At 70.8% G+C, this 7,233-nt stretch carries 8 protein-coding genes; 1 reads left to right on the top strand and 7 read right to left on the bottom strand.

Going from position 1 to position 7,233, the window contains the following annotated elements:
- Window positions 1-163: 163 nt before the first annotated feature.
- From ACTHNQ_RS20900 to ACTHNQ_RS20870, 7 genes are all read right to left on the bottom strand, one after another.
- Window positions 164-529, bottom strand: coding sequence for a PRC-barrel domain-containing protein (locus ACTHNQ_RS20900; RefSeq protein ID WP_440335837.1), 366 nt, complete (start codon window positions 527-529; stop codon window positions 164-166).
- A complete protein-coding gene (locus ACTHNQ_RS20895) occupies window positions 516-932 on the bottom strand; it encodes a hypothetical protein (protein WP_440335836.1) in 417 nt (138 codons plus the stop codon). The genes ACTHNQ_RS20900 and ACTHNQ_RS20895 overlap by 14 nt, the downstream gene beginning before the upstream one ends.
- Window positions 929-2,158, bottom strand: coding sequence for an NRAMP family divalent metal transporter (locus tag ACTHNQ_RS20890; protein ID WP_440335835.1), 1,230 nt, complete (start codon window positions 2,156-2,158; stop codon window positions 929-931). The genes ACTHNQ_RS20895 and ACTHNQ_RS20890 overlap by 4 nt, the downstream gene beginning before the upstream one ends.
- Window positions 2,155-2,559 carry a hypothetical protein gene (locus ACTHNQ_RS20885; RefSeq protein ID WP_440335834.1) on the bottom strand — a complete coding sequence of 135 codons (405 nt, stop codon included), beginning with the start codon at window positions 2,557-2,559 and terminating at the stop codon, window positions 2,155-2,157. The genes ACTHNQ_RS20890 and ACTHNQ_RS20885 overlap by 4 nt, the downstream gene beginning before the upstream one ends.
- A 125-nt stretch (window positions 2,560-2,684) precedes the next feature.
- Window positions 2,685-3,134, bottom strand: a complete 450-nt coding sequence (locus ACTHNQ_RS20880; protein ID WP_440335833.1) for an N-acetyltransferase family protein — start codon at window positions 3,132-3,134, stop codon at window positions 2,685-2,687.
- A gap of 50 nt (window positions 3,135-3,184) precedes the next feature.
- A complete protein-coding gene (locus tag ACTHNQ_RS20875) occupies window positions 3,185-3,772 on the bottom strand; it encodes an isochorismatase family protein (protein WP_440335832.1) in 588 nt (195 codons plus the stop codon).
- Window positions 3,769-6,012: an MMPL family transporter gene (locus ACTHNQ_RS20870; protein WP_440335831.1), complete on the bottom strand. Its 2,244-nt coding sequence runs from the start codon at window positions 6,010-6,012 to the stop codon at window positions 3,769-3,771. The genes ACTHNQ_RS20875 and ACTHNQ_RS20870 overlap by 4 nt, the downstream gene beginning before the upstream one ends.
- Before the next feature lie 93 nt (window positions 6,013-6,105).
- On the opposite strand from ACTHNQ_RS20870, the gene ACTHNQ_RS20865 reads away from it, so the two are divergent.
- Window positions 6,106-7,062, top strand: a complete 957-nt coding sequence (locus ACTHNQ_RS20865) for an EamA family transporter (protein WP_440335830.1) — start codon at window positions 6,106-6,108, stop codon at window positions 7,060-7,062.
- The last annotated feature ends 171 nt before the right edge of the window (window positions 7,063-7,233 follow it).

Genomic DNA, 7,233 nt, shown 5'->3' with positions numbered 1-7,233 from the left:
ACTACACGCGGCGCACCTGACCGGCCCGGCCGAAGGTGAAGATATAGTCCAGACTGCAAGCCGGAGACGGTGGCTGGGGAGACTCAGTGCAGCAGGTTAATCCGTGGGTCCAGGGTTCGAGTCCCTGTGGGGGCACCACAGTTCCTTCCGAGATCGCGGATCCTCACCCTCCCGCGCCGGAATCCTCGCCGACCCCGCGCCGGGCGTCGAGCGGGATGCGGGGTGCCGCGACGCCGAGGATGACGGCATCCGGGTCGACGCGCCGCACGCACTCCCACGGAATCAGGCGCGACCGGCGATGGAGCCACTCGATCGCGCGGGCGATGACCGCCGGACCATTCACGCGTCCGCGCTCGTAGCCGTACATCGACATCCTGCTGTGCGGGCTGACGATCAACGCGATCAGCTCGAGGTCGCCCTCATGATCACGGCGACGGGCGGCGCGGCGGAACCGCACGTCGACGACGACGCCGAGCCGTGCGCCATCCGCATCGACCACCGGCAGGTCGAGGAGTTCACTCAGGAGCATGACGGCCTCCGGGGATGCGGGCGATCAGACGGTCGCGGATCCATCGTTCCAGCCAGGTGGCGTCGAGCTCGTCGGCGGCGGCATCCACCCGCAGGACGGTGTCCAGCCGACGCACGAGCCGCCACTCGATGCGGTCCCATCGCGAGCGGGGCATGCTCCCTCCGAAGACCCGCGGGAGGACGGCTGCCCCGACGAGGACCGCCGCCACCGTCGGCGCGCTGTCGTGGTCGACCGGCTGGCCCAGTTCCACCCCGGCGATCTCGATGTCGTCGACGGTGCTGATGGGCACGTCGTCGCGGTCGAGCATCTGCCGGTCGAGCAGGTGCAGACGCGCGTCGACGGCGCGGCCGTCCGGATCCTGGTACCAGCCGAGCGGATGCTGCGGCCTGAGCGCGCGCCTCATGAGCCCATCCCCGTGATGATGAGAAGCGGGATCGCGGCGATCGCCGCGACCAGGATGACCGCGAGGAACACGACGGCGAGGCCGTTGCGCACACGCCCGTTCACCTTGTCGCCCATGTAGTCCGGATCGTTGGCGACGACGAGGATCGGGAAGTACGTGAGCGGCAGGGCGACCGCCGAGAACACCACCGAGATCTCGGTCACCGCGACGGGATCGACGCCGGTGGCGAGGATCCCGCCGCCGACGAGAAGGCAGATGATCATCGACAGGTGGAACCGCGCAGCCTGCGCCGGCCGGCGGAACTTTCCCCAGCTCCAGCCGAAGAACTGTGCCAGCGTGTAGCCGCTGGACAGCGTGGTCTCCAGAGCGGCGCCGAAGGTCGCGGCGAGGATGCCGACGATCGAGAACGCCAGGGCGAGCTGCCCGCCCGCCTGGGCGACCGGCAGGACGATCTGCGACAGCGACGTGACCTCGATCGCCTTCGGCAGCAGCACCACGGAAGCGCACGCCGCGATCGCGATCGAGAGGATGCCGCCGAGCGGGAAGCCGATGAACACGTTGGCGCGCTCGGTCGAGAGGTCCTTGCTGGTCCAGCCTTCCTCGACCGCGCCCGACGAGAAGAAGAACACCTCGTATGGCGTCATGGCGGCGCCGAACAGGGCGACGGCGAAGTACCAGTACGACAGCGGGTTGCCCGATGTCTCGCTCCAGGGCTGCACGGCCTGCGTGGCCAGGGTCCCCCAGTCTGGCTTGAGCAGGAAGAGGGCCACGACGAACACGATCAGGCACAGCCCGAGCAGCCCGGTGACGTTCTCCATGATGGAGAACTTCGTGCGCCAGACGACGATCCACACCGCGAACAGCGCGACGGGGATCCACATGCCGGGGCCCACCCCCGCCGCCAGCTGCAGCGCCAGCGCGATGCCGCCGATCTCTGCGGTGAGGGTCAGGAGGTTGATGAGGAACGACGCGGTCAGGTTCGCGAGTCCCGCGCGGGGCCCGAGCCGTTCGCGGATGACCTCGAATGTCGCCCGGCCGCTCACCGCGGCCACGCGGCCCGACATGTCGGCGTACACGCAGATGCCCACGATGCCGACGAGGACGACCCACGTCAGCCCCATGCCGAAGCGCGACCCGACGACCGCGTTGGTGACGAGGTCGCCGATGTCGACGAAGCCGCCGATGGCGGTCAGGATGCCGAGCGCGACGGCGAAGATCTTCTTCATCGCTCCCCCGCCAGCTCCTCGAGCACCCCGATCGCCGAGTCCAGTGCGCGCTGGGCGGCGCTCACGTCTCCCTGCTGAGCGGCGTGGATGGCGTCGATCGCCTCACGCGAGGCGTCGAGGGCGTCCTTCCGGGCGCGCTCGGCGGCCTCGTCCGCGGTCTGCGTCTGCTGCAGCTGGGTGATGACGTCGCTCAGCTGCGTGGCCATGTCGTCGAGCACGACCCGAGCCGTCGTGGGGAAGGTCCGTCCGGCGTCGTCGATGCGGATGCCGAGGTCCGCGGACTGCGCCGCCGAGAGCGCGTCGGCGGCCATCGGCTGGATGTCGGACGCCGAGGCGGCACACCCCGACACCAGCGCGCCGACGATGACGAGCCCGACCACCGACCGCCGCATGCGCTTCACTCCACCGGCTCCCCTCCTCGTGCATCACACACGATGGCACCGGGGGCGCTGACGCGAACCGGTCTTGACGGGCATCCGGCGGATGGTCTAGCCCCGCGCAGAGACGGCGGGGAACGAGCTCCCGCTCACCCCTCGTGGCCGATCTGGTAATGCACGTAGCCGGTGTGCGTGGCGACGCGGTCGTACAGCGTCCGCGCCGTGGCGTTCGTCTCGTGCGTGAGCCAGTACACCTTCGGCGAGCCGTGCGACTGGGCCCACTCTGCGACATGCGCGATGAGCGCCCGCCCGGTTCCCGCCCCGCGCACCGAGGGGTCGACGAACAGGTCCTCCAGGTAGCAGTACGGCTCTGCCGCCCACGTCGCCGCATGGGTGAGCCAGTGCACGAGTCCGACGGCGCCGCCGTCGTCGTCGATGGCGAGGGCGCCGTGGATCGGGAACTGAGGATCGAGGAGCCGGTTCCACGTGAGGGCTGTCTGGTCGTCCGAGAGCTCGGTCTCGTAGAAGTCCAGGTAGCCGCGCCAGAGGGCCAGCCAGGCGTCGCGGTCGGTGGGGAGCAGGGGGCGGATCGTGGTCACGATCCAGAGGCTAGCGGTTGCCCGCTCACGGAGTGGGGCGGGAGCCGGACTCAGTCTCGCGATGCCGCTTCCGCGAGCTCGGCGCCGGCATGGGCCAGCTCTGCCAGCGCCGCCTCGCTGGACTCGGGCGCGACACCGGCCACGAGGTCGGTCAGCACGCGGACATGACGGCCGTGCTCGATCGCGTCCAGGGCCGAGGCACGCACGCAGTAGTCGGTCGCGATGCCCACCACGTCGACGTCGACCACGCCGTGCGCGTCGAGCAGCTGCGACACCGTCTCGCCGTCGTCGGTCGTTCCCTCGTACAGCGAATAGGCGGGCTTGCCCTGACCCTTCTTGACGTGGTGGGTGACCGCGGAGGTGTCGAGACCGGGGTCGTAGTCCGCCCCCTCGGTGCCGGCGACGCAGTGGACCGGCCACGTGTCGACGAAGTCCGGCTCTCCGGCCGCGAAATGACCGCCGTTGTCGTTGTCGCCGTCGTGCCAGTCACGCGACGCGATCACCACGGCGTAGTCCTCGGCATGCGTGACGAGGAACTGCGAGATGCCCCGGGCGACCGCGTCGCCGCCCTCGACGCCCAGCGCGCCGCCCTCGGTGAAGTCGTTCTGTACGTCGACGATGAACAGTGCCTTGCTCATGGTTCGAGCGTACGCCGGGAGCGGCCGGCTGTGGCGGCGGGCTCCGCCGGGGCCCCGGCATCCGATCTCCACAGCTTCGACGGCCACCAGATGGCGCGCCCGATGTCGTACGAGAGAGCGGGCACGAGCAGCGAGCGCACCACGAACGTGTCGAGCAGCACGCCGAACGCGACGATGAACGCCAGTTGCGCGAGGAACAGGATCGGGATGACGCCGAGTGCCGCGAAGGTCGCCGCGAGCACGAGACCGGCCGAGGTGATGACGCCGCCGGTGGCGACGAGACCCCGCAGGATCCCCGGTCTCGTGCCGTGCACGAGCGACTCCTCGCGTACGCGCGACATCAGGAAGATGTTGTAGTCGACGCCGAGCGCCACCAGGAAGACGAAGCCGTACAGCGGCACCGCGGGGTCGGCGCCCGCGAACTGGAACACGCCGTTGAAGACGAGCGCGCTGACTCCGAGCGCCGTCGCGAACGACAGGATGACCGTCGCGATGAGCAGCACCGGGGCCAAGATCGACCGCAGCAGAAGCATGAGGATCACCAGGATCACCGCGAGGATCACCGGGATGATGAGCGTGCGGTCGCGCGTGGAGGTGTCGTTCGTATCGACGTCGGTGGCCGTCTCGCCGCCGACCAGCGCCGTGTCCGCCCCGAGCGACTCGTCGAGGTCGACGCGCAGGGCGCGAACGGTCTGCTCGGCGGCCACCGAGTCGGCGGCATCCGTCAGCGTCCCGATCACGAGCACGTCGCCGTCCGACACCGTCGGCGCGGGGGCCGGAGTTCCCGGCGGACCGACGGCGGTGAACACGGGCTCGCCGCCCTCGACCTTCACGGCTGCCTGACCGGTCGGCGAATCGCTCGAAGCGACCGACACCGAGTCGATGCCGTCCGAGGCCTCCAGCACCTCGACGGTCCCGGCGAGGTCGTCCTCGGGCACGACGACGTACACGGGCGATCCCGATCCGGCCGGGAAGTGCTCAGACAGCACCTGCTGCCCGTCACGCGCCTCGGAGGCGCCGAGCACCAGATCGCTCGTCGGCACGCCGTCGGCCTTCAGCTGCGTGATGCCGATGGCCCCTGCCAGCAGCACCACCGTGCACACGATCCACACGATGCGGGCGTGGCGGGCGATGAAGCGGGCCTGGCGAGGCCACAGGCCCTTCACGGGCTGGGTCAGGTCGTCGGGCAGGGCGGCGGACGCGTGCTTCGGGATGAACGGCCAGAACGCGGTCCTCCCGAAGAGCGCCAGCAGCGCGGGCAGGAACGTGAGGGCCGACAGCACGGCGAACACGATGCCGATCGAGGCGATGGGGCCCAGTGCACGGTTGGTGGCGAGGTCCGACAGCAGCAGGCACAGCAGTCCCGCGATGACCGTTCCCCCCGACGCCAGGATCGGCTCGAACGCGCCGCGCCACGCCGAGAGGGTGGCATCCCACCTCCGCGCGCCGGTCGAGATCGCCTCGCGGAACCGTGCCACGTACAGGAGGGCGTAGTCCGTCGCCGCACCGATCACGAGGATGAAGAGGATGCCCTGCACCTGGCCGTTCAGCACGACGATGCCGGCGTAGGCGAGCCACCAGACCGTCAGCAGCGCCGCGCACAGTGCGAACATCGACGTCGCGAGCACGAGGACCGGCAGCAGCGGCGAGCGGTACACGATCACGAGGATCAGGAACACCGCGCCGAGCGCGACGCCGAGCAGCAGGCCGTCGATGCCCAGGAATCCCTCGACGAGGTCCGCCGTGAACCCGGCAGGACCCGTGACCCACGCGGTCAGGTCGCTCGGGAGGTCGTCGGCTGCCATCGCCCGGATCTCGGCCACGGTGTCGCCCACCTCGCCGGACGCATCGATCGGCACGAAGAGCTGCACAGCCTCGCCGTCGTCGGACGGGATGGGCGGAGAGACGTCTCCGGCGACGTCTTCGAGGCCGGCGACGTCGTCGGCGAACGCCTGCACGTCGGCGATCTGCTCCGCGGTCAGGTCGCCGTCGCCCGTGACGACGACGACAGCCGGGATGCTCTCCTCGCCCAGGAAGTCGGCGAGACGCTCGTTGACCTGGGTCGCGTCCGCGCTCTGCGGCAGGAACGTCGAGCGGTCGTTCGACGACACCTCGGCGACCTTGCCGAACGACGGCCCCCCGATGGAACCCGCGGCGAGCCACACGAGGACGAGCAGGACCGGGATGCCGATCCGCAACCAGCGCGTCGGTACTCGTCTCGCGTGATGAGGCTGCATCATATAGCTAGCTTATCTAGCAACTTGCGGATTCGCGCAATCCGATCCCCGGCGATCGGCCCTCGGCACGCCCCGCCCTGGCTAGGCTCGCCCACGATGCTCTCCGCCGCCCTCGCCGTGATCGGTGCGCTCGTCTACGGATCGGCCGACTTCCTCGGCGGTCTTGCCGCGAAACGCCTGCGCTCCATCGTCGTGACGGCGATCGCCGCCCTCTCCGGCCTCGTCGCGCTCTTCCTCGCCCAGCCGCTGCTCGGCGGCGCCTGGACGGGCGCCGACCTCGCGTGGGGCGTGCTCGGCGGCGTCGTGAGCGTCGTCGCGATCGCACTGCTGTACGCATGCCTCGCGATCGGACCCATGAGCATCCTGTCGCCGCTCACGGCCGTCGTCTCGGCTGTCGCCCCGATGCTGTGGGGACTGCTCGTCAACCGCGAGGCTCTCGCACCGGTCGGCTATGCCGGCCTCGGGCTCGCCCTCGTCGCCGTCGTGCTCGTCGGCTTCGTGCCCGGCGAGCGCATCGTTCGGCCGTCCGCGCGCGGGCTCTTCATGGCGCTGGGCGCGGGGCTGGCGATCGGGACGTTCCTCATCATCCTCGACCACACCTCCGACGGGAGCGGACTCGCGCCGCTCGTCGCGAGCCGCGCCACGAGCGCAGTCATCACCACCGCAGTGGTCGGGTTCCTCGCCCTCACCGCGGTGCGCCGCGGCCTCCCGGCGAGCTCCGTGCTCGCCGTCGCGGGCCCGCCGCTCGGGGCCATGCCCAGCGGACACGCCGACCTCGAGCACGCCACGACCGGATCGATCGCCGCCGCACCCGCGACCGCCCGGGCGTGGTGGCTCGCGGCGATCTGCGGCATCGCGGACGCCGGCGCGAACGCCCTGATGCTGCTCGCCCTGCGCGAGGGCGACCTGTCGATCGTGTCGGCGCTCACCGCCCTGTACCCCGCCGGGACGATCCTGCTCGCCGCCATCCTGCTGCGCGAACGCGTCGCGGCGGTCCAGTGGGCGGGGCTCGGCCTGGCGCTCGTCGCCGGCGCCATGCTCGCGCTGGCGTGAGACCGTACAGCTGAGGCGCGGTTCAGCCCCGGACGAACAGCAGCACGAGCGACGTCACGAGGGCGACCACGCCGAGTGCGAGCAGCCCCGCCGCGAGCAGCCCGACCGCCCGCACGGCCGGCGAGCCGGGCGTCAGACGCACCCGGTCATGCCGCCCCGGGCGCACGTAGA

The sequence above is a fragment of the Microbacterium sp. genome (genome assembly GCF_051953575.1).
GTDB lineage: Bacteria > Actinomycetota > Actinomycetes > Actinomycetales > Microbacteriaceae > Microbacterium.
Note: the sequence above shows the minus strand (reverse complement) of the source record. Positions and strands in the feature narration are given on the sequence as shown.

Coding starts and splice junctions, on each gene's coding strand:
- ACTHNQ_RS20900 (WP_440335837.1), bottom strand. CDS start 529: ATGCTCCTGAGTGAACTCCTCGACCTGCCGGTGGTCGATGCGGATGGC.
- ACTHNQ_RS20895 (WP_440335836.1), bottom strand. CDS start 932: ATGAGGCGCGCGCTCAGGCCGCAGCATCCGCTCGGCTGGTACCAGGAT.
- ACTHNQ_RS20890 (WP_440335835.1), bottom strand. CDS start 2,158: ATGAAGAAGATCTTCGCCGTCGCGCTCGGCATCCTGACCGCCATCGGC.
- ACTHNQ_RS20875 (WP_440335832.1), bottom strand. CDS start 3,772: ATGAGCAAGGCACTGTTCATCGTCGACGTACAGAACGACTTCACCGAG.
- ACTHNQ_RS20870 (WP_440335831.1), bottom strand. CDS start 6,012: ATGATGCAGCCTCATCACGCGAGACGAGTACCGACGCGCTGGTTGCGG.
- ACTHNQ_RS20865 (WP_440335830.1), top strand. CDS start 6,106: ATGCTCTCCGCCGCCCTCGCCGTGATCGGTGCGCTCGTCTACGGATCG.